Genomic DNA, 22,824 nt, shown 5'->3' on the forward strand with positions numbered 1-22,824 from the left:
CGTTCGTGAGTATCTCGATTTTGTGGACGAACCGTTGACAGAAGTCCGGCGGGAGGCGCCGTTAGCGACGGTTCGCCCGCGGCCCGAAGGCGGTCAGTGTCAGTCCGTGAGAGTCACGACGAGACTCATATCCGTCTCTCGCGTATCGTCCGGTATGTCACGGACGCGACCCCTCGGACAACTCGGCATCGCGCTTGTCGTCGGTGTTCTTGCCGTCGGCGCTCTCCTCGCCGCGGTTCGGGCGCGAGCCGACGATACGGCCGCGCGACTGCTCGACGTACTCCAGCGAGAACACGCCGAAACGACCACGGACGACAGCGGGAACGGCGAGGCGCTCGACGAGGCCGACCTCAGCGACCTGCCCGCCCCAGTTCGCCGGTATCTCGAACGCGTGCTACCGGACGAGTCCCGCCGGGTTCAGTCGGTCCGGCTCCGCCAGACGGGGGCGTTCAGGCTCGGCGACGCGGACTCGCCGTGGAAATCGATGACCGCGACCCAACACTACACGGTCGACCCGCCGGGGTTCGTCTGGGACGCCCGAATCGACCTCGCGCCGTTCCTTCCGATTCGAGTCGTCGACGCCTTCGTCGGCGGTTCGGGGTCGCTGGAGGCGAAACTACTTTCGGTGGTCACCGTCGCGGACGCCCCGCGGTCGCCGGAGTTGGACGAGGGCGAACTCGCCCGCTACCTCTCCGAGATGGTCTGGTTCCCGACCGCGTTCCTCCCCGGCCACGGCGTCAGGTGGGAGCCGAGAAACGACCGCTCGGCTCGGGCGACGCTCGCCCACCGCGGCTCGACCACGACCGTCGTGTTCCACTTCGACGAGAACGACGAGGTAGCGCGCGTCACCGCGGACCGGTGGCGCGACACGGGAGACGGCGAGTACGAACGGTGCCCGTGGACGGGACAGTTCAGCGACTACCGCGAAGTGAACGGGGTTCGCGTGCCCGCGGCGGCCGAGGTTGCGTGGAACCTCCCGTGGGTCGACCTGCCGTACTGGCGGGCGACTATCGACGACGTGGAGTACGACCCGCTGCCGACGGCGACGCGGCGGTCGAATACGCCTCCGGGTCCGAATCCGGAATAGCTACGGCGACCGACAGAAATTCCCGAGTAGATGACCGATTCCTCGTCTCCGCTCCGAATCCTCCTCACCAACGACGACGGCATCGACGCGCCCGGCATCGCCGCCATGCGCGAGGAACTCACCGCCGTCGGCGACGTGACCGTCGTCGCGCCCGCCGAGAATCAAAGCGGCGTCGGCCGCGCCCGCAACGAACACGCGGTCCGCCGCGACCACCCGTGGGGGTACGCCCTCGAAGGGACCCCCGCGGACTGCGTCGCCTACGGGCTCCGCGGCCTCGACGCCGACTTCGATATCGTCGTCTCCGGTATCAACGACGGTCCGAACGCGGGCAACTACGTCGTCGGCCGGTCGGGGACCGTCGGCGCGGGCGTCGAGGCCGCGTTCCTCGGGACGCCCGCCATCGCCGTCTCCGGCTACCACGCGCGGGACTTCTTCTGCCACCCGCCCGAGGAGTACGACTTCTCCCGCCCCGCCCGGGTCGCCCGCGCGCTGACCGAGCGCGTCTTCGGAACCGACGTGTTCGACGAGGTCGACCTCCTGAACGTCAACGCTCCCGCCGACGTTCCGAGTCCACGGATGCGCGTGACCCGCCCCTTCGCGGACTACGACCAGCAGGTCGACCACCACGCCGACGCCGGCGCGCTCCCGGACGGCGACCGCGAAGGCGGCCTCGACGACGACGAGGTCTACGTCCGGCTCCAAGACGTTTCGTGGCCCGACGCCGTCGGCTTCGAGAACCCGTTCCCGCTCGGCGACGAACACCGCGACCGCTATCCGGTCGGGAGCGACCGCCGCGCGATGGTCGACGGCGAGGTGAGCGTCTCGCCCCTGGCGGTCCACCACGGCCACGCGACGGACCCGCGGCTGGCGAGTGTCGTCGAGAGCCTCTCCGAACAGGTGGAGTAACGCGGAGTTACCGGCAGGGAAAAGACCGCGTTACGACCGCGCCAGCTGTCCGGTCTGCGAGAGGTAGGCCGCGAGGTCCGAGGTAGTGATCATCCCGATGACGCCCTCCTCGTCGTCGACGACGGGCATGTGGTGAAAGCCGTGTTCGGTCATCGACTCCGCGACGGTGACGATGGAGTCCTGCGCTCCCGCGGTAATCACGTCGGTGGTCATGTAGCGCTCGACGGTCGTCTGCGCTTTCGGCTGGCTCTTCGCGACGATGTCGACGAAGTCGGTCGTCGTCAGGATGCCTTCGAGTCGGTTGTCCTCGTCGACGACGATGACCGAGCTGATGTTGTTGTCCAGTATCAACTGCGCCGCGTCTTCGACGAGCGTGTCTGGGGTGACCGTGTGGAGGGTCGTGGACATGAGCCTCGCGACGAATACATCTTCCATAGTAATTGCTGACAGACGGGGCGGTTAAATGTTGGCTTCGGGTACACTCCGGCCGGGAAAACCAACGGACGCGTCCGGGGCTCGCTCGCCGGAGCGCCGGCGTGGGTCGGCGGTCGTCGGCGAGCGCCAGCCCTCGGCCGCGACTGCCCCCGCCGCGGGGCTTAATTCCTCGGCGACGTAACCGGGCCTATGGGAAGCACACAGACTGCGACGTTCGGCGGCGGCTGTTTCTGGTGCGTCGAAGCCGCGTTCAAGGAACTCGACGGAATCAGCGAAGTCACGTCGGGTTACGCCGGCGGGAAGACGGAGAATCCGAGCTACGAGCAGGTCTGTTCGGGGAACACCGGCCACGCCGAGGTCGTGCAGGTGGAGTACGACCCCGCGGCCGTCGGCTACGACGAACTGCTCGAGGTGTTCTTCGCGGTCCACGACCCGACACAGCTCAACCGACAGGGCCCCGACGTGGGAACGCAGTACCGCTCTATCGTCCTCTATCACGACGACGAACAGGAGCGACAGGCGTCCGCCTACGTCGAAGCCCTCGACGAGGAGTACGACGACAAGGTCGTCACGGAGTTGGCCCCGTTAGAGACGTTCTACGAGGCCGAGGAGTACCACCAGGACTACTTCGAAAAGAACCCCAACGACGCGTACTGCCAGTTCCACGCGAGCCCGAAAATCGAGAAGGTCCGCGAGAAGTTCGCCGACAAACTCGCCAACTGAACCGAGACGGCGGACAACACCACTGTGTCCGCAGTATCTGCGGACGAGAGACGCTGAATGTCGCTTTCTTCGGTTCGGTTCGAATCGCGCGACGGTCGGAACGGAGTTCGCACAGTCGACACCGGGCGGACTGCGAGGAGGGTGTAAACCGCGGTGACAGTGCGGACTGCGAGGAGAGCGTGAACTTCGAGCGCAGTGGAGACAGCGAAGAGAGTGCGAACTTCCGAAGCAGCCCAAACGGTTCGAACGGTGGACGAATCTGAAACCGTCTGGGAAGTCTGCACCGCTTACGAGTCTCGAACCGTGCAGAAATTGTACAAATTGTGGAATTTGTACGGATTGTAACGGTTGTAGAGTGTTGAAGGAGTCTACACCGCGAAAGATTCGCACAGTGTGAAAGCTTCGCAGAACGCGAGCGATGTTCGGAAACCGAACGCCTCGGACGAAGCTGAAACCGTTCACAAACCGAGAGCGCGGACGAATCACCGGTCACCGACAGGCGACAGTTCACAATTTTTAAAATTTGTAGACATTGTGGAAATTATAGAATGTAGAAGCAGTCCCAACGGTTCAAAAGTCGTGGATAAAATTATGTGGTACGCCGCGGAAGGTCCGGTCAAGTCCCTCAAATGTCCGCACAGTCCACAGTTCAAACGGAGTTTGCACCGCTCAAACAGCAGACACAGCGTAGACTGTGTACAATTTGTGAACATCGCGCTCCGCAGGAGGCCCGATAGATGTCGCGAGCCGTGAGCGTCTCCCTCCAGAAAGGCGGCGTCGGAAAGACGACGATTGCCATCAACCTCGCCGACGCGCTCGCCGCGCGGGGGAACGACGTGCTCTTAGTCGACCTCGACCAGCAGGGGAACGCGACCGAGGGCGTCGGGATGAAAGACGCCTACGAGTCGTCGGAGCCGAACGTCGGCGACGTGCTGACCGACGACGAGCCCGTGGACGTGCGCGAAGTGATACGCGGCCGCGAGGGCTTCGACGTGCTTCCCGCCCACGTCGACCTCGACGACATCGAAGACCGAGTCCGGAACTCGACGTTCGGCGTGCTCTGGGTCCGCCGCCGAATCGTCGACCCGCTGTTGGACGACGACTACGACTACATCGTCATCGACTCGCCGCCGAGCCTCGGCCCGCTGTCCGACGCGGCGCTCATCGGAACCGGGAACGTCGTCGTTCCGCTCCTCATGAGCGAGCCGAGCGTGAGCGGCTTCGAGCGGATGTTCGAACAACAGATCGGGCCGATTCGCCGCGAGGTCGACCTCGACATTCTCGCTATCGTCCCCAACGACCTCACCGGAAACAACGAGGAAAAGCGCATCATCCGCGACCTCGAAGATTCCCCCTTCGAGCAGTTTATCCCCCCGTTCGCCCGCTCGGAGCTGTTCGACGACCCCGACTCCAAGGGGCCGGGAATCAGACACCGAATCGCGTTCAGTCGCGCCTGGCGCGACGGGAAAACCCTCCGGGAGTACGACCCGTCGAACGACATGCTCGACCGACTCGACCAACTCGCGGAAATCGTCGAGCGCGGAGGGACCGACGATGCCTAAGGAAAACCGGTTCGCCGGCCTCGGCGAGGCGATGGAATCCGAATCCGAATCCGAATCGGAACCAGAGACGGAACTCGACGACGAGCAGACCCCCGACGAAGAAGCTTCCGACGGGTCCGAGAAGTCAGCCCCCGAACCAGCGGTCGAAGCCGAATCCGAGGGCGACGCTGCGCCCGACTCGAACCCCGAAACCGCCTCGGAGTCGGAGTCAGGCGAAGCGAGCGAGAGCGACGACGCGGGCGAAAGCAGCGAGGGCCCCGAGAGCAGCGAACGCGACGAGCCCGGAGAGCCGGCCGAGTCGACCGCGGAGGAAGACGGTGCGGAAAGCGCCGGCGAGACGGAGCAGGCGACGGAGGCAGCGGGCGGTCCGGCGTTCGAGTTCGAGGCGACGACCGCGAAGAGCATCTACGTCCGGACCGCGACGCTCGACCGACTGGACGACGCCGAGTTCGAAGTCGAATCGCACCTCCGCCGAGAATACGACGTGCGCGACCTGACCGGCCGCGAGTTCCACGACGCGCTCGTCCGCGTCGCCGCCGAGTACCCCGAGGAAATCGCCGACGCCGTCCTCGAAACTCGCGAGGAGTGAGAAGCCGAAGAGTCGAACAAAACCGGCTCGAACGTCCGGAGAACAGCGGACAGTGTGGTGTTCGAGACCGACAGTCCGCGGCCCGGTTATCGAAACGCACGGTGACAATCGACAGCGGAGCGGAGAAAACGACGGCTGAGCACCGCGGCGTCCGCTGTTGTCGCAGACGCGGAGTGAACGTCGCGTTCGAACGTGGAAAGACGCGACACCGAACACCGGTATGTCCGCTGTTGTACCGCTGGCGAGCCACGGAGATGGCCGCTACCTGGTGAATAGCCGGTCGCGTAAGTTGGGAACACCACACTGTCCGCTGTTCGAACAAGCGGCGAAAATAGCCGATTTACTGCGGACATCGTGGTGTTCCGAACGGCCGGAAACCGGTAACGAAATCGGCCGGCGAATCCGAACGAACGCATGCTTTTGAGGAACGAGTCGAAGTCACAACCGCCTCCAAAACACGGCAGAGAGCCGTTTTGACGGGGGTTGGTTCGAGACTAACACCATCATGTCCGCAGTAATTTCAGTCGGGTCACCTACTGCTGGATGAAATCGTCGAGCGTGCTCGTCTTCTCGCCGTCGAGGAAGGGTTCGACCGTCTCGTGGACGCCCACGAGTTCGATGGTGTCGCGCATGGCCGAGACGATGAGCCCGACGTCCATATCGAGGGCGTACTCGCGGTACGTCCCGCCGCGTCGGCCCTCGTTTCGCTCGGTGACGGAGACGATTCCGAGCATCGCGAGCTCGCTGAGGTGGTCGCGCATCCGTCGCGGGACGAGCGGGTCGCGGTTGGCGAGTTCGGTAAAGCGGGTGTAGCGGGGGCGGACGTCCCGGGAGCGAATCGGCGTCTCGTCTTCAAGTTCGAGCGTCAGAAGCGAGTAGAGGACGAGGTGACCGTGTTCGGTCAGTCCGTTGATTCCCTCTTTGATGCGGCCGCGCTCGAGGGCGCGCCGACCGCGTTTCACGTGCTCTTCCTCGATGCGGTCGGTGTCGTCGTCGCGGGCTAAGTCGCCGGCTTTCATCAACAGGTCGATCGACTGGCGGGCGTCGCCGGCGTCTTTCGCGCCGTAGGCGGCACAGAGCGGAATCACCTCGTCGGCGAGGACGCCCTCGCGGAACGCAACCTTGGCGCGCTGTTCGAGGATGGCGCGGAGGTTCTTCGCGTTGTACGCGGGGAAGTGAATCTCCTGTTCGCACAGGGAGCTTTTGACCTTCGGCGAGAGGTCGTCGCGGAACGAGAAGTCGTTGGAGATGCCGATGAGCCCGACTTTGGCCGCGTCGAGGTTCCCGTTGGCCCGCGCTCGCGGGAGTTGATAGAGGATGCTGTCGTCGTTGACGTGGTCGATCTCGTCGAGAACGATGATTATCGTCCCACCGCAGTCGTCGAGCTCCTGCCAGAGCATCTCGTAGACGGACCCGAGCGGGTAGCCCGTCGTGCTAATCTGGTTCGACTCCGACCGGAACTCGTTGACGAGTCGGGTCGCGATCTGATACGAACTCGTGAGTCCGTCGCAGTTCAGGAAGACGACCCTGAGGTCGATGTCGTCGTAGTGGCTCGCGTCCTCGCGGAGGTGCCCGAGTAAGTACCGCGACGCGGCGGTCTTGCCGACGCCGGTCTTCCCGTAGAGGAAGATATTGTTGGGCTGTTCGCCGTTGATAACCGGTTGCAGCGCAGCCTGAAAGGTACGGAGTTCCTCGTCGCGCCCCACGAGTTCCTCGGGTTGGTAATCCTCGCGGAGGGCGTCCCGGTCCCGATAAATCTCGGTGTCCCGCTCGAATAGGGGCATACTACCACGGTTCGACCACTTCGTTGATAAAACCACCGCGTCCGGAGTGTCCGCTGTTCTCGTGTTTTATATACTCGGGCGGGGACACACCCCCTCCACTTTGTCCGCTGTTCTGGGAAACGAAGGTAACCGGTGGAACAACTGGACGGAGCCGCGTGTTCTGATATAGAGAAAGATTTAATATACAATAGTTTAAACTAAGTCCGTAATACAGTCAATTATAATAGTTGAATGAGTGCTGTATGAGTACTAGATGAATGCTGTACGAGGACACCTATTTTATTCTCCCTTCTAAACCACTAAACTAAATCGGTCGGCACGGAACCGACAGTAAAGGACCGGTTCACGGTGACGGGGGGTTCCGTCTCACACCGAGAACAGCGGACAAAGTGGTGTGAGTGTTCCCCGTTTCGCACCGCCTCGTCCCTACCGTTCACACGCCCCAAGAACAGCGGACAAAGTGGTGTCCGTGTCAACCACTAACCATCGAACGTCAATCCAATTCCGATCAACCACTCCCAGGTCATACCCACGGAACGCGTACTGAAGCGATTACCACACGCGTCGTCGGTTCTCACACGACCGGGCCGACCCGACTGCTTCGCTCGCCTGCTCACCCGAACACCCGTACTCTCGACTTTCGACTCTCGTTTCCCGCTCCGCTTGACTATGAACGCTCTGAGAGAGGACACGTGACCGAGAAGGACGTGGGCAACCGCGGCGGTGATAGCAGTGATACTGTGGCGGTGACTCAGTCTCCCGACACCTCGTCTCCCAACGCCTCGTCCCCCGACGATATCTGTCCTCCGTGGCTCGGAGGAACCTCACGACTCGAAGAAAGCGTCTTTGCAGGGGCTGAGACGACGAACAACTGCGGACATAGTGGTGTTCCCGGGGAATCCTCGAACCCTCGCGACGCGTCCGACCGCTTCAGCGACGACTCGGTGATGACCGACTGCGACCGGTATCCCAAGATGAAGCCTCGGGCGAAACTATGTCGTGTGTGACCGCGAACCACTCCCTACTCGTGGTCAGTCTGTCAAAAACAGCGGACAACGTGGTGTTCGAACCCGTCGCCACCGCGATTTCAACGTCATGACATTTGGTATCACGAGTATCCGATAAGTTATCCGTCTCCGTCCCCGAGCAAGAATGTGAGTGAAAATCAAGGGCGTCGAAACCTTCGAATGCCCAACGACAACGAGCTGTTCGCAGTCGTCACAGAGCACAACGGTGGCAATCACGTCCGAATCCGCTGTGAAGACGGAAAGAACCGCATGGGCCGCATCCCCGGCCGCATGAAGTACCGCACGTGGATCAACGAGGGCGACGTCGTGCTCGTCGAACCGTGGGACTGGCAGGACGAGAAAGCCAACATCGAATGGCGATACACCGGCGAGGACGCGGACCAGCTCCGGCGCGAAGGCCACATCCAGTAATCATTTTCTCCGAAAGGAGAGTTTATCTCGCCTGACGAACCAGCCGTGGCTCCCCGATAGCCCCGTGTTTTCTCTCCAGCGATTCCCGATTAGTACCGACGGAACGGAACAGAACAGAACAGCGGACATAGTGGTGTTGCTCTCGTCGCGCCCGGCAAAATAGAACGAGGGCGCGAGCGCGAACCGCCTCCCGGAGGTCCGCTCGTTTCGCCCCCGTCTCACTCGAACACGTCGACGAATCGCGGCGCCGACAGTGTCTGCAGGTCCTCCGGCGTGAGTCGGAACACCGCCTCGGGCGTTCCCGCGGCGGCCCAAATCCGGTCGAACGACTCGAACGTCGGGTCCGCGAGGACGGGACAGTCGGTCGCGTGGCAGGTCGGCGGCACGCCGCCGATGCTCCAGCCGGTCGCCTCCTTCACCTCGCCGGGGTTGGCGCTTCGAACCGAGCCTCGTTCGACGTCGAACTCGGAGGCGAGCGTGGCTTCGTCGACGCGGTTCGCGCCGCTCGTGAGGACGACAACCGTCTCGTCGCCGACGCGCATCACGATGCTCTTGACGATTTGGGCGACGTCGCAGCCGACGGCCGCGGCCGCGTCGTCGGCCGTCTTGGTTCCCTCCGGAAACTCCTCGATAGTCACTTCGAACCCGTGAGAATCGCGTACTTGGTCGGCGAAGTTGCGTGCCGTGGGATGCATACTCAGGGGTACCCCCTCGCCGGATATGAACGTTCGCTGACCAGGCAGATTCTGCGAGGGAGTCAACGACCGCACGCGAATCGCGTTCTCGACACCCCCGCGAGCTACGGAGCTACCACTCCCCGTCGAGTCCGTCGCGAAGCGCCGCCACGTCCGACTCGTCGTTGAAGTTGTGGAACGACGCGCGGACCGCTTTCGGCTCGGGGAGCGTCCGGACGACCACGCCCGCCGACTTGAGACGCTCGACCGTCTCCTCCGGGTCGGAGACCTCGAACGAGACGAGTCCCGATTCCGGGTCGTGGGGGCTCAACAGCCGCCCCTCTGGGACGGTCTCGATGAACCGGCTCGCGAGATTGCGAATGTGCGCTTCGGTCCGGTCGAGACCGACGCGCTCGGCGATGTCGATAGCCTCTCGGAGCGCGACGTGCGGGGCGGGATTGGTCGTTCCGACCTCGAAGCGCTTGGCTCCCGGCGCGAAGTCGAGCCCGTCGGCGTTCGGCTCCGTGACGCCGCGGTAGCCGACGGCGTGTGGCTCGATTTCCTCCGCGATTTCGCGCCGGACGTAGAGGAACCCCGCGCCCCACGGCCCGAGCAGCCACTTGTGGCCCGCGCCGGCGACGATATCTGCTCCCCAGTCTTCCACGTCGACGGGATACTGGCCGAACGACTGGACCGCGTCGACGACCGACAGCGCGCCGGCGTCGCGGGCGATATCGGCGAGTTCGCGCACGGGGAGCCGCGTCCCGTAGTTCCACGTCAGGGCGCTGAAGCAGACGAGTTTGGCGTCGGCGACGGCCTCGGCGTACTGGTCCATATCGAGCCGCCCCGCGTCGCTCTCGACGACGCGGACCTCGACGCCCTCGCGTTCGAGCCGCCGCCACGGGAGGATGCCCGCCGGGTGTTCGAGGTCGGTCCGGACGACCACGTCGCCCGGTTCCCAGTCGAGTGCGGTGGCGATTCGGTTGATACCGTCGGTAGTGCTCTGGGTCAGCGCCACCTCCTCGGTCTCGGCACCGATAAACGCGGCCACGTCCTCGCGGACGGCCTCGTAGGCGTCGAACGCAGTCGGATAGGGGCCGTCGTCGCCCGGCGAGTCGTACTCGTGGTATTCGAGGAACTCGGTCGCCCGCTCCACGATGGGGCGCGGGCTCGGGCCGTGCGCGCCGGTGTTGAGATACGTGACGTCGTCGAGGGCCGGAATCGTCGTTCGGAGTTCGTCTGGTGTCATAGTTCGTTATCGGGTGTCATCGTGAGTTGTTCTCTCGCCGTCCGCGTCGCGAAGGAGTCGTGCCTGCTGGTGACACGTCCGTCGAATCAAACGTTCTGGTACCACTATCGAATTGCCGCAACAGCTCGTCGGGGAGTCGGGCGTACACCTCGGCGTTGCCGGCGAGCGCCCCGGCCGTGGTGAACTCGTCAGCCGCGTGAGCCGTCTCGGTCCCCAGACCGAACTCGACGGTCGGGACGCCCGCGTTCCGCATCCGTTTCGCGTCGCCGCCGCCGGTCGCGCTCCGGCGGTACACGCGCCCGCCGGTGACGCCCTCGGCGACCGAGCCCACGGCGTTCGCCAGCGGGCCGTCGGGGTCCTCGAACGTCCCGACCGACCAGTCCGCGTCGACAATCTCGACCCCTTCGTGACCGGCGACCACCTCCCGAACACCGTCGAGTATCGTTTCCGTGTCGACGCCAGCGGTCACGCGAATATCGAGTTTCGCCCGCGCCGCGGCGGGAACGACGTTCACTCGGTCGCCGCCCGACAGGACGCCCAGATTGACCGACGGCCGCTCGAACAGCTCTCGCGCCGCGTCCGCGCCGAACCGCGGCGCGTAGTACTCCGCGGACTCCTCGACGAGCGCCCGGACCGCGGGGTCGAACTCGAACCGCCTGTCACCGAGTGCGGATTCGATGTCGCTTACTGCGCGGTAGAGGCGGTGAATCGCGTTTTCGCCCAGCACCGGCCGGGAGCCGTGGGCGGCGGTCCCCGTCGCTTCGAGCTCCAGCCAGATGCTCCCGCGGTCGGCGACGGTCACCGAGTGTCGGTCGCCCTCGCAGGTCGTCTCGCCGATGACGCAGGCGTCGGCCGAGAGCCCGCGCCGGTCGAGAAGCGTCGGCAACCCCGCCTCGCCGGCGACTTCCTCGTCGCTGACGAACGCGAACACGAGGTTCGTCGCCGGCACCGTCCCGGTTTCGACGTACGCCTTCGCCACCGCGAGCATCGCGGCGATTTCCCCCTTCATGTCGGTCGCGCCGCGCCCGTAGAGCCGGTTTCCCTCCCGCTCGCCGAGCGGGTCGCGCGTCCACTCGCCGGGCTCGAACGGGACCGTATCGAGGTGCCCCAACAGGACGAGCGTCCGGTCTGTCGCACCCGGGAGCGTCGCCACGATGTTCGGCTTCGTCGGGTTCGAGGCGACGCGCTCGGTATCGATACCGAGTTCGGAAAAGAACGATTCGACCCACGACGCGAGCTCCCGCGTGTCTCCCGGCGGGTTCTGCGTGTCGTGGCCGACGAGCGCCGCCGCGAGGTCGACGATATCCTCGCGGTGCTCGCGGAGGTAGACGACGGCGGGCGGGTCGCTGGGCATGGGGTCTCTGTCCGAGCGTACGCTCCGCGGACGGATAAGTTTGTGCTAAAAGTACAATACTATAGATGCGAGGTGGATGTCTCTCCGTGGGATGGTTCCGAAAGAAATCGTTATTCCGAATCAGAGGAGGTGGGGCTCGTTGCCAATCCGACCATCAGGCGTTGTAGGTCCACTTCTGGAGGGTCGCGGAGTTGGAGCCGGATTCCGAGGTCCAGACGACGCGGACGACATCACCGCTGGCAAAGCCGTCCTCACCAGAGTCCTGGACAACTACGGACTGACCCGCCGCGATGGTGTCAGACCCGAGGGTAGACCACTTGTTTGCGTCACCAGTAGCGGTGACGTTAACATCTCCAGCGATAGTGACTAAATCGCCGTCAATCTGTGACCCACTCTCGTGAGTGATGGTCAGTTCCGTTCCGTCATAGTCGAACGCGAAACTCGCCTGTGGGGCGGTGTCGCCGACTTGGTCGCCGAGACCGAGGACGAAGGTACCGATGACGGCCGCGAGGATGACGGTAATCGCGACCATGAGGATGACGCCGATGACCGGCGAGACTGCGCGGGACTCTGTGAAGATTCTCTTGATTTGCATAGTTGTTTCTCCTAGGTGTGCCGGACGAGAGGCGACCGTTGAGAAAAATTCGAATCGGTCCTCGAACGCTTGCCTGCTAACCTAACAGATAGTCTGACGTTCTCCGAGGATATAAACTAGTACTGAGAAGACGTTTCACGTATCATGCGTGTTCCGTACCAGAACCGGAGCGCACCGTCGCTCTCGGGGTAACATCCGAAAAAATTGAGGTTCGTTGGCTGTGACGCTGCGGACCGTTCAGGCGTTGTAGGTGTACTTCTGCAGGGTCGCAGAGTTGGAGCCCGATTCGGAGGTCCAGACGAGGCGCACTTCGTCGCCGCCACTGAGATCAGCGTCGAACTCGATGACGATAGTGTCTCCAGCGTTCATGTTACCGTCACTGTTGGCATCGCCGAGTGTTTCATCGCTCACGCCAGCAGCTGAAGTTTCGGACACGCTCAGGTCATCGAAGCTGATTGCGTCACCGCTTTCGTGCGTGATGGTCAGTTCGTCTGCAGAGTCATCGTATTCGAAGCTGAAGCTCGCCTGCGGGGCGGTGTCGCCGACCTGGTCGCCGAGACCGAGGACGAACGTCCCGATGACGGCCGCGAGGATGACTGTAATCGCGACCATGAGGATGACGCCGATGACCGGCGAGACTGCGCGTGATTCGCTAAGGAATTTCTTGATATCCATTGTTCTACCCAGGACCGGCCTCAGACCCACCTCGTGCCCACCTGCACGGGACCTCGAGCGGCCACATGTTCCGGCTCCTGTTGGCCTTTCGTATGTTCCGGATATATTTAATTTCGCAGCGACTTACCGGTCTATTCGGGGGGTTAGGGCGCTCCTAACGTCCGAATTCGGGATTTAAGCCGTTCAATCCCACCTGCATACCACCGGCGGGTATCTTCGGTGGTAAACCGCCGCGCTGACGCTCTACCCCTCGGATTCGCTCCGCGACCCGCACGGCGCGTCCGTCCCAACCGTGTCGCACTCGAATTTCTGCGGACACGGTGGTGTGGGTTCGGCCGGGTCGTCGCTGCGGCGCGCGCGCGCGTTCGCACGCGCCGCTGACGGTCGTGAGAACGCTGAAAACGCAGAAAAACGTCGCTGAACGACCTACTGCGGGGCGTTCCAGAATCGCGGCGTCGACTCGAAGTCTATCTCAGCGTCGGAAGGCGCGCGCTCGTAGAGCGCGTCGTGGACGGCCTCGTAAGCCGCGCGCGGGCCCTCCTGTGCGAGTTTCGGGTGGTCGCGAGTGTCGAAGACGACGCGCCACGTCCCGTTCGTGAGGTGAAGCCCGAGGATGTACTTTCCGCGGACGTTCACGACCAGTTGGTAGGCGTGCTGAATCGTCTCGCCGTCGCGTTCGAGGTTGTAGCCGCGGACGGCGACGGCCTGCTGAATCGCCTCTTTCGTCTCGAGTTCGGCGACGAACGACTTGGGGACGGCCCGTCCGGGGAGCGATTCGACGAACGGTTCGCTCACGGCCGCACCACCTCGCATCGCGTGCCTGTCGGTTCCATCGTACCCTATCTGGGCGGCCCAGCGGGTATATGCGACACGGTCTCTGCTGGGCGACGGGGCCCCGACCCGCGTCGCGCCTCGCGGGCGCGCACGAGAAGCACTAACCCAGCGAACCAAGGTGGAGGCATATCCAACGAACCGAGAGGGAGGCTCATCCAACGAACCGAGAGGGAGCGCACCCAGCGAACCAAGGTGGAGGCATATCCAACGAACCGGGACGGAGGCGCGGCGAACGCGGGTCGGAATCGGTCGGCCGCCGTCTGCCGACCCGCGTTTCGAGCGAAGCACCTTTGACGCTCTGCGCGCGCAGACGAACCGTGAACACCAACGCGCACCACGTCGGTATCACCGTTCGCGACCTCGATTCGACGCTCGAATTCTATCGCGATGCGCTCGACCTTCCGGTCGTCTCCCGTTTCGAAGTCGCGGGCGACGAGTTCGCCACCGCCGTCTCCGTCGACGGCGCCTCGGCGCGGTTCGCCCACCTCGACGGCGGCGACGTACGCATCGAACTTGTCGAGTACGACCCGGTCGGAGCCGACACCGACGAACCGACGCTCAACCGCCCCGGCGCGACCCACCTCGGACTCTCTGTCGACGACGTCGACGCCGCGGTGGCGGAACTCCCGCGCGATACCGAGACGCTCAGCGAGCCGCAGACGACCGAAAGCGGTACGCGAATCGCGTTCGTCCGCGACCCGGAGGGGAACCTCGTCGAACTCCTCGAGGCCTGAATCGGACGCTCGACTCGACGGGCGTCACCTCTCGGCTGGTCGGACTTGTGGTGTGTGAACAATCACGGGTGCGCGGTCACTCCCCGCTCGGGAACCACGTTCGCGGTCGCTCCGCTCCGACCGGGAGTTTCAGCGTCACGGCCGTCCCCCCGAGGGGAGACGGTTCCAACTCCATGCTTCCGCCCGCCTTCTTGACGACCCAGTGGACCAGCCACAGCCCCATCCCGGTCCCGTGTTCGAGCGGCGTCTCCTCGCCGCGCTTGATGACTCGCCACTCCTCGTCGGGGATGCCGGGCCCGTCGTCGGCGACCCGGACGACGAGCTTCGAGTCGTCGTCTTCCGTTCGGTACACGTCGACGTGGACCGTCTCGCCGCCGTGTTTGAGCGCGTTCGCGATCAACTCGTCGAGCGCCGCGCCGACGCGGCTGTCGACCCGTGCGAAGACCCCCGTCTCGATGTCCGTTCGTATCGTCGCCTCGGGATACGTCGATTCGGCTCGCGACACGGCGGACTCGACGAGCGCCGAGACGCGCCGCGGGGTCGCCTCGGATTCGAGGGCGTCCGAGACGGTCTGGGCCTTCTCTGAGAGCGCCACGAGTTCGCTCGCCGCTTCGACGATGGTCTCGGCGGCGTCGGTGAGGTCCTCGTCGGCGACGCCGGCCGCGCCGGTCGCGTCCTGGCGAATCATCTCCGCGTAGCCCTCGATGACGTTCATCCGGTTTCGGAGGTTGTGCCTGAACATCCGGTTGAGGACGCCGAGACGCTGTCTGGTCAGCTCCGACTCGGTGATGTCCGACTGGATGGCGACGTAGCCGTGGATGTCGCCGTCGCTCGCGATGGGTGCGATAGTCTGTATCGCGGTGTAGAGCTCGCCGCCCTTCCGCCGGTCGATGATTCGCTCCTGCCACGTCTCGCCGGACTGGACGGCCCGCCACAGTCGCTCGTAGTACGCCTCCGGCATCTCGCCGGAACTGAGCAGCGCGGCTGACTCACCGACCGCCTCCGCGGCGTCGTAGCCGGTAATCTCTTCGAACGCCGGATTGACGTACGTGATTTCACCCTCCGGCGTAGTGAGGTAAATTGCGTGCCCCGCCTGTTCGACGGCCAGTTCGAACTCGCGGAGGCGACGCTCCCGGCGCTGTTGTTCGGTCACGTCGACGAACACGCCGACGATTTCGGCGGGTTCGTCGTCGGCGTCGCGGACGACCGCTGTCGAAAGTCGGAACTCACGGAGGTCGCCGTCCGCCCGTCGTCGCTCGACCGAAACGTCCGAGAGGCCGTCTTCGTCGATAGTCCGCCGGATAATCTCCTCGCTGTTTTCGCTGTTCTCACCCGCGCTGTAGGGGAGTGGCTCGCCGAGCACCTCGTCGCGCTTCCAGCCGAACGCCTCCGTGGCGGCGTCGTTCCACCTCGTTACGCGCCCCTCGGGCGTGACCGCGATAATCGGAACCGGGGAGGCGGCGACCACGGTTCGAAGCTGGTCCAGCGACGACCGAATCGACGTCTGTTGGCGCTCGATTCGCCGGTCTTTCCGGGAGGCGAGCGCCCAGACGAACGCGGTAGAGACGGCGACGAAGGAGAACCCCTTGATAAGCTCGGCCTCCGGGGCCGGGGGCGCACCCAGCGCGGCCGACAGGAGCAACTCGCCGCCGAGGATGCCTGCGGTCCCGAAGCCGAGGTACGCCAGCGCCATCGTGCGGGCGTCGAGACCGTCGAGCGGCGAGTCGTTCATCGTCCGAACGGAGCGCGAGCGGAGATATAAACGTGGTGCGGGAAACCGGCAGTTGATAACGAAATCACCACCCCTCGAAACCCGACGCGGAAGCGCAACCGACATTGGCACCGGGCCGCTAGCTGCGGTAACTCGACCGCTTCGCGGAGACGCGCGGCGGTCTCTCACCATGAGCCGACGAGACGCTATCGAGACACCATGAAACGACGCGACGCCATCAAGACGCTCGGAATCGGTGCTATCGCCGCCACCGCGGGGTGTCTCGGCGGGTTCGAACGGCAGTCGGCGTGGCGCGACCCGCCGCTCGTCGAGGACCGTCCGGCCGCGGTCTACCTGCCCGCCATCACCGAGGGGATGAAGATGTACGGGAAGACGACGGCCGGCCCGTACGGCGTCGCGCTCACCTACTCGTACCCCCACCGCTTCTGGACCGCCGCCGGTTCGGAACTCGGGAAGACCGTCGTCGAGGCCGACGACTCGATTCACCTCATGGCGTCGCTGTGGGACGCCGAGACGGGGACCGTCCTCCCGCTGGACGCCGGCGTCTCCATCGAAATTCTCCGCGACGGCGACCTCGTGAGCGAGGAGGTCGCCTACCCGATGCTCTCCCAGCAGATGGGGATGCACTACGGCTCGAACTACGTCCTCGACGGCGAGGGCGACTACGAGGCCCGCGTGCACGTCGGCGGCACCTCGCTTTCCCGAACCGGCTCGTTCGCCGGGCGGTTCGACGCGGCCGAGACGGCGACGTTCGAGTTCGCCTTCGAGACGGACGACCTCTACGACGTGGAACTGCGTCGGCTCGGCGACGAGGCCGGGTCGCGCGGCGCGGTCCCCGCGATGGAGATGATGGGCGTCCCGACCGGGAAAGCGCCCGCCGTCGACGACCTCCCCGGTCGCCACCTCGGCCGACGGACGAGCGCCGACGCCCTGTTCGACGCCCTCGTCGTCGACGACGGTTCCCGGTTCGGCGTCGACGGCTCGTACCTCTACGTCTCGGCGCGGACCCCGTACAACGAGTTCGTCCTGCCGATGATGGGCGTCAGAGCCACGCTCGAACGCGGCCGAACCGCGGTGCTCGACGGGGCGCGACTCGACCGGACGCTCGACCCCGACCTCAGTTACCACTACGGTGCGGGCGTCGAGGGCGTCGAATCCGGCGACGCGCTGACGCTCTCGGTGGACGTGCCGCCGCAGGTCGCTCGCCACGACGGCTACGAGACGGCGTTCATGGAGTTCGAATCGATGCGGTTCGACGTCTGAGGCGTCGCCCCGCCGCTGTCGTGCGTCTCGCGCCTCGCACTCGCGACCCGCCGCCGACTCCGCCCCCGTTCGGTGCCAACGGCGCGAACACCCGCGATAGAAACGTTCAGAAGCCACCCTCCCCGAACTTCGAGTGACTATCGGATGACCACGGACACCGACGCGACGCGCGACCGCCACACCTGCACAGCGTGCGGCGAGGCGTATCCGACCGAGCGACTGCTGGTCCTCCACCGGGGCGCGAGACACCCCGACGACCTCGACGCCGAGGAGGTCGAGGCGTACCGCGAGGCGTACTACGAGGAGGAAGACGAACTCAAGTCGTTCCGCATCCGCGCGCTCGGCGTCCTCGTCCTGCTGTACTTCGGCTTCCTCATGCTGTTTATCGTCTTCGCATCATGACCCGACTCCGACACCTCTCCCTCAGACGATTCGGTCTCGGTCTCCTACTGGTGAGCCTCCTGTCGCTTCTCTCCGACCCGGCGGCCGCGAGCAACGCCGCGGTCGGCCTCGCGGGCGCGTCGGAGGACAACCTCGCGGTCCCGCAGTGGCTCTATCTCGCCACCGGCGGCGCGACCGTCGGGGCCTCCGCGCTCCTCGCCAGCTTCGTCACCGACCGCCGGTTCATCGAGCGCGTCCACCTGTGGCAGACCGGGTCCGAAGCGGGCGTCTCAGACAGCGTCCTGCGCGCCCTCCGGGTCGCGGGTGGCGTCCTCGGCCTCGCGCTCCTCGCGCTCGTGGTCTATCTCGGCTACACCGGCCCGCAGGTTCCGACCGTCAGCTTCGCCGTTATCGTCGTCTTCGCGGGGCTCCGGGCCGGATACACGATGTTCTCGTACCTCGTGACAGACACGTGGCGCGCGCTGAACCCGTGGCGAACCGTCGTCTCGGCGGTTCCGAACGGGTTCGTCTCGTATCCCGAGCGACTCGGTCGCTGGCCGGCGGTGGCTGGGATTCTCGCGCTCGTCTGGGTCGAGACCGCGACCGACGTCACGACCCGTCCGTCGGTTCTCGCGACCGCGCTCGTCGCCTACTCGGTCGTCACGCTCGCCGGCGCGGTCGCCGTCGGCGCGGACGCGTGGTTCGACAAGGTCGACCCCGTCTCCGTCTTCCTGCACTTCTACGGCCGCGTCGCACCGATTCGCCTCGACGACGACGGACTCTCTTTCCGCCTCCCGGGGATGCGACTCGTCACCGACGACGACCTGACGGACCTCGGCGACGTGGCCGTCGCGGTCGTTCTCGTCTGGGAACTCACGTTCAGCGGCTTCGTCACGACCGAGCAGGGCGCGGCGGCCGTTCGGGCGCTCGCGGGCGTCGGGCTTCCGCCGCTTCTCGTCTACGGACTGCTCTACCTCGGCGGCTTCGCGGTCTTCCTCGGCCTTTACGTCGTCGCGGCGCGGGTGACCGCCCGCCGCATCGACACCTTCGAGACGCCGCTCGACCTCGCGGTCAAATTCGCGCCCTCGCTGCTCGCTATCGCCGCCGGCTATCACCTCGCGCACTACGTCGGCTTCTTCGTCTCGCTGTCGCCGATGTTGGTGGCGGCGTTGTCGTCGCCGCTGTCGTCGCCGGCGAACCCGGTCGTCCTCACGCTCCCCGCGTGGTTCGGCGGGCTGAACGTCGCGTTCGTCCTCGTCGGCCACCTGCTCGCGGTGTGGGTGGCGCACTCGCAGGCCTACCGGACGTTTCCCAGCCGACTGCAGGCCGTCCGAAGCCAGTTTCCCTTCGTCGCCGTGATGATTCTCTACACGGTTCTCAGCCTGTGGCTCATCTCGCTGCCGACCGCGAGCCCGCCGTTCCTCTAATTATTAACTCAAATCGATTGAGTTATGAAATCACAACAGTAGAACCCCGATTTCTAACAGGTGAATTATTAACCTGTCCCTGACTACTGCCGAGTATGAGCGAACACGACGGACGCGAGCCCGCCCCCGACGAGGCGGACGCGTCCACTACCCCGCCAGACGGCGACGGATGCGGGTGTGACGACGCCTGCGGGGTCGAGGGTGCGTCGGAGTCGAGCGCGGCCGGCGAGACCGGGGGCGACGACTCCGCCGGTGGGCCCGCCGATTCGACCCGCGCGGAGTTCGGCGTCCCGGACATGGACTGCGCCTCCTGTGCGAACAAGGTCGAATCGAGCGTCCGGAAACTCGACGGCGTCGGCGACATCGACCCGCGGGTGACGACCGGCCGACTCGTCGTCGAGTACGACCCCGACCGGACCACGCCCGACGACATCCGGGGCAACATCGAGGGCGCGGGGTACGCCGTCGAGGACGCCCCGTCGACCCGCGAGGTCTCGTTCACCGTTCCGGACATGGACTGCGCCTCCTGCGCCGGAAAGGTCGAAAACGCCCTCCGCGGCGCGCCGGGCGTGCTGTCGTACGAGACTCGCCCGACGACCGGGACCGCCGTCGTCACGCTCGCGGCCGACGCGGACCTCGATTCGGTCGTCTCGGCCATCGAAGCCGCCGGCTACGAGGTCACCGGAACCGACGCCGACGGGGCGGACACCGACGCCGACGCTGACGCTGGCGGGGACCGCGAGAGCGTCTGGCGTAGCACGCGCGCGGTGAAAACGTGGATAAGCGGCGGCTTCCTCGCGGCGGGCATCGCCGCCGAGTACCTGCTCGGGCTGGAACTCGTCGTCGCGAGCGTCCTCGGCGTCTCGTTCACGGTCGCCGAACTGCTCTACATTCTCGGGGCCGCGCTCGGCGGGCAGGCCATTCTCCGCAACGGCTACTACTCGGCGAAGAACCGCAGTCTCGACATCGACTTCCTGATGTCGGCGGCGATTCTCAGCGCCGTGACCGCGAGTCTCATCTCCGGGCCGACGAGCCTCTACTTCGAGGCCGCGACGCTCGCGTTCCTCTTCAGCGTCTCCGAACTGCTCGAACGCTACTCGATGGACCGCACGCGCGACTCCCTCCGAGAGCTGATGGACCTCTCGCCCGACGAGGCGACGGTCCTCCGAGACGGCGTGGAGACGGTCGTTCCCGTCGAAGAACTCGACATCGGCGACGTGGTCGCCGTCAAGCCCGGCGAGAAGATTCCCGTCGACGGGACGGTCGTCGCGGGCGACAGCGCGGTCAATCAGGCTCCCATCACCGGCGAGTCCGTCCCGGTCGACAAGGCCGAGGGCGACGAGGTGTTCGCGGGCACCGTCAACGAGGCGGGCTACCTCGAAGTCCGCGTCGAGTCCGCCGCGGGCGACGACACCCTCTCGCGCATCGTCTCGATGGTCGAAGACGCGCAGGCCAACAAGACCGAACGCGAGCAGTTCGTCGAGCGCTTCTCGTCGTACTACACTCCCGTCATGGTCGTCGTCGCGGTCGCGGTCGCGGCGATACCGCCCCTCGCGTTCGGCCTCGACTGGGTGACGTGGTTCGTCTACGGCATCACGATGCTCGTGCTCGCCTGTCCCTGCGCGTTCGTCATCTCGACGCCCGTCTCGGTCGTCTCGGGCATCACGTCGGCCGCGAAAAACGGCGTGCTCATCAAGGGCGGCACGCACCTCGAAGCGATGGGCTCGGTCGAGGCCATCGCCGTGGACAAGACGGGCACGCTCACGAAGGGCGAACTCACCGTCACCGACGTGGTCCCGCTCGACGGGAACTCCGAAGAGGACGTGCTGCGGTGCGCGCGCGGCCTCGAATCCCGGAGCGAACACCCCATCGGCGAGGCCATCGTCTCCCACGCCGAGGGCACGGGCGTCGCCGCCCGCGAGGTCGACGACTTCGAGAGCGTCACCGGCAAGGGCGTCCGCGCCGACCTCGACGGTGTCCCGCACTTCGCCGGCAAGCCCGGCTTCTTCGAGGAGCTCGGATTCGACCTCGAACACGTCCACGTCACCGCCCCCGGCGAGGAGCTTTCGGCGGAGGTCCGACAGCTCTGTGACCGCCACGGCTGTCTCAACCTCGTCGAGGACACGATTCCGCGACTCCAGTCGGAGGGCAAGACGGTCGTCCTCGTCGGGACCGAAGACGCCCTCGAAGGCGTCGTCGCCGTCGCCGACGAGGTCCGCCCGGACGCCCGCGAGACGGTCGCGAAGCTCCGCGAGGCCGGCCTCTCGGTCGTCATGCTCACCGGCGACAACGAGGGGACCGCCCGCGCCATCGCCGAGCAGGTCGGCGTCGACGACTTCCGCGCGGGGCTCCTCCCGGAGGACAAGGTCGCGGCCGTCGAGGGCCTCCTCGACGAGTACGGCTCGGTCGCCATGGTCGGCGACGGCATCAACGACGCCCCGGCGCTCGCCACGGCCACCGTCGGCGTCGCCATGGGCGCGGCCGGCACCGACACCGCCCTCGAAACGGCCGACATCGCCCTCATGGCCGACGACCTCTCGAAGCTCCCGTACCTCTACGAACTCTCCCACCGCGCGAACGGCGTCATCCGGCAGAACATCTGGGCGTCGCTCGCCATCAAGGCCGTCCTCGCGGTCGGCGTCCCCTTCGGCTACGTTTCGGTCGCGCTCGCGGTCCTCGCGGGCGACGCCGGGATGACCATGGGCGTGACGGGCAACGCGATGCGGCTCGCCCGGATTCGCCCGGACGAGTGAGGTTCACGGGGCTCGTCACCTCTCACTTCCAGACTTTCGCTCTCTCGCGGCCCGATTCGCGCATCCGTGTTACTTAGTGGCGTGACACCATCAACGCGTCCGCAATTCTTGCCGCATGGGAACCGGCTGGCTCGGTTTTACCGACGCCGCGCGTCATAAGTTGGCATGGGAGACGACGAGCGGACGCCACGCCGAGACGCGACCGACCGACCGACGCGGAGTCGGGATACCCGCGACACCGGCCGCACACGGAGACGGTTCATCTGGCTCACCGGGACCGCCGCGATGGCCGGATTGGCCGGCTGTTCCGGCGGCGGTGGCGGCGCGACCGAGACGACGACGGCGACCGCGACCACGACGCAGTCGTCGGGGTCGACCGGGGGCGTTCCCGAGGCGTACGCGACCGCCACGTCCCTCGACGGCACCCAGCGCAACCCCGACAGCCTCTCGTCGCAGGAGGCCGTCTCGTACCAAGACGAGCCGAAAGACGGCAAGCAGTGTTCGACCTGCCGGTACTACATCGAGGACAAAAACGGGGACGGCGTGGGCGCGTGCGCCATCGTCGCGGGCGAAGTCGCTCCCGAGGGGTACTGCGTCTCCTACGTCGAATACGAGGGGTAACGCTCCG

General features: G+C 65.6%; 22 protein-coding genes. 13 read left to right on the top strand and 9 right to left on the bottom strand.

The genetic code is table 11. The annotated features are described in order from the left end of the window. Window positions 1-154: 154 nt before the first annotated feature. Together DEQ92_RS16720 and surE are read left to right on the top strand one after the other, a co-directional pair. A complete protein-coding gene (locus DEQ92_RS16720; RefSeq protein ID WP_115821146.1) occupies window positions 155-1,087 on the top strand; it encodes a DUF6544 family protein in 933 nt (310 codons plus the stop codon). A 30-nt stretch (window positions 1,088-1,117) separates the two neighbouring features. Next, window positions 1,118-1,993 carry a 5'/3'-nucleotidase SurE gene (gene surE / locus DEQ92_RS16725; protein WP_004978064.1) on the top strand — a complete coding sequence of 292 codons (876 nt, stop codon included), beginning with the start codon at window positions 1,118-1,120 and terminating at the stop codon, window positions 1,991-1,993. A 30-nt stretch (window positions 1,994-2,023) separates the two neighbouring features. On the opposite strand, the gene DEQ92_RS16730 is transcribed toward surE, so the two are convergent. After that, window positions 2,024-2,428: a CBS domain-containing protein gene (locus DEQ92_RS16730; protein WP_042665409.1), complete on the bottom strand. Its 405-nt coding sequence runs from the start codon at window positions 2,426-2,428 to the stop codon at window positions 2,024-2,026. A 189-nt stretch (window positions 2,429-2,617) separates the two neighbouring features. On the opposite strand from DEQ92_RS16730, the gene msrA reads away from it, so the two are divergent. The 3 genes from msrA (at window position 2,618) to DEQ92_RS16745 (ending at window position 5,302) form a co-directional block, all read left to right on the top strand. After that, complete coding sequence (msrA, locus tag DEQ92_RS16735) at window positions 2,618-3,151, top strand: peptide-methionine (S)-S-oxide reductase MsrA (RefSeq protein ID WP_004978068.1); 534 nt, start codon at window positions 2,618-2,620, stop codon at window positions 3,149-3,151. A 737-nt stretch (window positions 3,152-3,888) separates the two neighbouring features. After that, window positions 3,889-4,713: a ParA family protein gene (locus DEQ92_RS16740; RefSeq protein ID WP_004978071.1), complete on the top strand. Its 825-nt coding sequence runs from the start codon at window positions 3,889-3,891 to the stop codon at window positions 4,711-4,713. Beyond that, window positions 4,706-5,302, top strand: a complete 597-nt coding sequence (locus tag DEQ92_RS16745) for a hypothetical protein (protein WP_115805777.1) — start codon at window positions 4,706-4,708, stop codon at window positions 5,300-5,302. Before DEQ92_RS16740 ends, DEQ92_RS16745 begins: the two co-directional genes overlap by 8 nt. 533 nt (window positions 5,303-5,835) lie before the next feature. Here the strand turns inward: DEQ92_RS16745 and DEQ92_RS16750 are convergent. Further along, the gene (locus DEQ92_RS16750) at window positions 5,836-7,086 is read right to left on the bottom strand and encodes an orc1/cdc6 family replication initiation protein (protein ID WP_004978076.1); all 1,251 of its coding nucleotides are present in this window, start codon (window positions 7,084-7,086) and stop codon (window positions 5,836-5,838) included. 692 nt (window positions 7,087-7,778) lie between these two features. Here DEQ92_RS16750 and DEQ92_RS23255 point away from each other — a divergent pair. Next, entirely contained in the window at window positions 7,779-8,093 is a 315-nt protein-coding gene (locus DEQ92_RS23255; RefSeq protein WP_147299501.1) for a hypothetical protein, read from the top strand. A 147-nt stretch (window positions 8,094-8,240) separates the two neighbouring features. After that, window positions 8,241-8,525: a translation initiation factor eIF-1A gene (eif1A, locus tag DEQ92_RS16755; RefSeq protein WP_013035036.1), complete on the top strand. Its 285-nt coding sequence runs from the start codon at window positions 8,241-8,243 to the stop codon at window positions 8,523-8,525. Window positions 8,526-8,743: 218 nt separating this feature from the next. Here the strand turns inward: eif1A and DEQ92_RS16760 are convergent, their stop codons facing one another. The 6 genes from DEQ92_RS16760 to DEQ92_RS16785 form a co-directional block, all read right to left on the bottom strand. Further along, window positions 8,744-9,220 (bottom strand): YbaK/EbsC family protein, encoded by a 477-nt coding sequence (locus DEQ92_RS16760; protein WP_004978079.1) that lies wholly within the window; start codon window positions 9,218-9,220, stop codon window positions 8,744-8,746. A gap of 112 nt (window positions 9,221-9,332) precedes the next feature. Then, window positions 9,333-10,448 (bottom strand): aminotransferase class V-fold PLP-dependent enzyme, encoded by a 1,116-nt coding sequence (locus DEQ92_RS16765; protein WP_115805776.1) that lies wholly within the window; start codon window positions 10,446-10,448, stop codon window positions 9,333-9,335. A gap of 16 nt (window positions 10,449-10,464) precedes the next feature. Then, window positions 10,465-11,802 (bottom strand): M20 family metallopeptidase, encoded by a 1,338-nt coding sequence (locus DEQ92_RS16770; RefSeq protein WP_115805775.1) that lies wholly within the window; start codon window positions 11,800-11,802, stop codon window positions 10,465-10,467. Between the two features lie 154 nt (window positions 11,803-11,956). Next, on the bottom strand, window positions 11,957-12,397 hold the full coding sequence (locus DEQ92_RS16775) for a type IV pilin (protein ID WP_115821147.1): 441 nt from the start codon (window positions 12,395-12,397) through the stop codon (window positions 11,957-11,959). A gap of 237 nt (window positions 12,398-12,634) precedes the next feature. After that, window positions 12,635-13,072 carry a type IV pilin gene (locus tag DEQ92_RS16780; RefSeq protein WP_004978088.1) on the bottom strand — a complete coding sequence of 146 codons (438 nt, stop codon included), beginning with the start codon at window positions 13,070-13,072 and terminating at the stop codon, window positions 12,635-12,637. Window positions 13,073-13,498: 426 nt separating this feature from the next. Next, window positions 13,499-13,867 (bottom strand): hypothetical protein, encoded by a 369-nt coding sequence (locus DEQ92_RS16785; protein WP_049905315.1) that lies wholly within the window; start codon window positions 13,865-13,867, stop codon window positions 13,499-13,501. Window positions 13,868-14,223: 356 nt separating this feature from the next. Between DEQ92_RS16785 and DEQ92_RS16790 the strand changes: the two genes are divergently transcribed. After that, window positions 14,224-14,640: a VOC family protein gene (locus DEQ92_RS16790; protein ID WP_004978093.1), complete on the top strand. Its 417-nt coding sequence runs from the start codon at window positions 14,224-14,226 to the stop codon at window positions 14,638-14,640. A gap of 76 nt (window positions 14,641-14,716) precedes the next feature. Here the strand turns inward: DEQ92_RS16790 and DEQ92_RS16795 are convergent, their stop codons facing one another. Continuing rightward, entirely contained in the window at window positions 14,717-16,372 is a 1,656-nt protein-coding gene (locus tag DEQ92_RS16795) for a PAS domain-containing sensor histidine kinase (protein WP_050460361.1), read from the bottom strand. A gap of 198 nt (window positions 16,373-16,570) precedes the next feature. On the opposite strand from DEQ92_RS16795, the gene DEQ92_RS16800 reads away from it, so the two are divergent. From DEQ92_RS16800 to DEQ92_RS16820, 5 genes are all read left to right on the top strand, one after another. Further along, complete coding sequence (locus DEQ92_RS16800) at window positions 16,571-17,635, top strand: iron transporter (protein ID WP_115821148.1); 1,065 nt, start codon at window positions 16,571-16,573, stop codon at window positions 17,633-17,635. A gap of 144 nt (window positions 17,636-17,779) precedes the next feature. Continuing rightward, complete coding sequence (locus DEQ92_RS16805; RefSeq protein ID WP_004978098.1) at window positions 17,780-18,037, top strand: hypothetical protein; 258 nt, start codon at window positions 17,780-17,782, stop codon at window positions 18,035-18,037. Continuing rightward, complete coding sequence (locus DEQ92_RS16810) at window positions 18,034-19,443, top strand: hypothetical protein (protein WP_115821149.1); 1,410 nt, start codon at window positions 18,034-18,036, stop codon at window positions 19,441-19,443. The genes DEQ92_RS16805 and DEQ92_RS16810 overlap by 4 nt, the downstream gene beginning before the upstream one ends. Before the next feature lie 95 nt (window positions 19,444-19,538). Further along, window positions 19,539-22,196 carry a heavy metal translocating P-type ATPase gene (locus tag DEQ92_RS16815; RefSeq protein WP_115821150.1) on the top strand — a complete coding sequence of 886 codons (2,658 nt, stop codon included), beginning with the start codon at window positions 19,539-19,541 and terminating at the stop codon, window positions 22,194-22,196. 165 nt (window positions 22,197-22,361) lie between these two features. After that, on the top strand, window positions 22,362-22,817 hold the full coding sequence (locus tag DEQ92_RS16820) for a high-potential iron-sulfur protein (RefSeq protein ID WP_004978103.1): 456 nt from the start codon (window positions 22,362-22,364) through the stop codon (window positions 22,815-22,817). The last annotated feature ends 7 nt before the right edge of the window (window positions 22,818-22,824 follow it).

The organism is Haloferax sp. Atlit-6N, assembly GCF_003383195.1.
Classification (GTDB): Archaea; Halobacteriota; Halobacteria; order Halobacteriales; family Haloferacaceae; genus Haloferax; species Haloferax gibbonsii.